This is a genomic window from Leifsonia sp. HAY1-4F, from assembly GCF_056755275.1.
Genome location: NZ_JBNDHX010000417.1, coordinates 1 through 254, shown reverse-complemented (window position 1 = coordinate 254; position 254 = coordinate 1). Strand labels below are relative to the sequence as shown.

The 254-nt window shown below is 65.7% G+C and carries 1 protein-coding gene; it reads right to left on the bottom strand.

All coding sequences use genetic code 11. The annotated features are described in order from the left end of the window. Positions 1–254 (bottom strand): HAD family hydrolase (locus ACPYOG_RS20020; protein WP_481295852.1); only part of this gene is annotated, 254 nt, incomplete at both ends.

The following is a 254-nucleotide window of genomic DNA, read 5'->3' as shown; positions in this document are numbered from 1 at the left end:
CCCCCCCCCCCCCCCCCCCCCCCCCCCCCCCCCCTCTCCAAACAAAAGACCACCCCCCCAGATTAGCGAGTGTCTCGTGGGCTCGGAGATGTGTATAAGAGACAGCCGTCTGCTCCGGCGTGACCCCCAGCTCGGCCATGACGTGCTCGAAGATCTCGGGGCTCGGCTTGATCGTGCCGAGCTCTCCGCTGACGAACACCTTCTCGAACAGGTCGCCGAGCGTGCCGCTGTCTCTTATACACATCTCCGAGCCC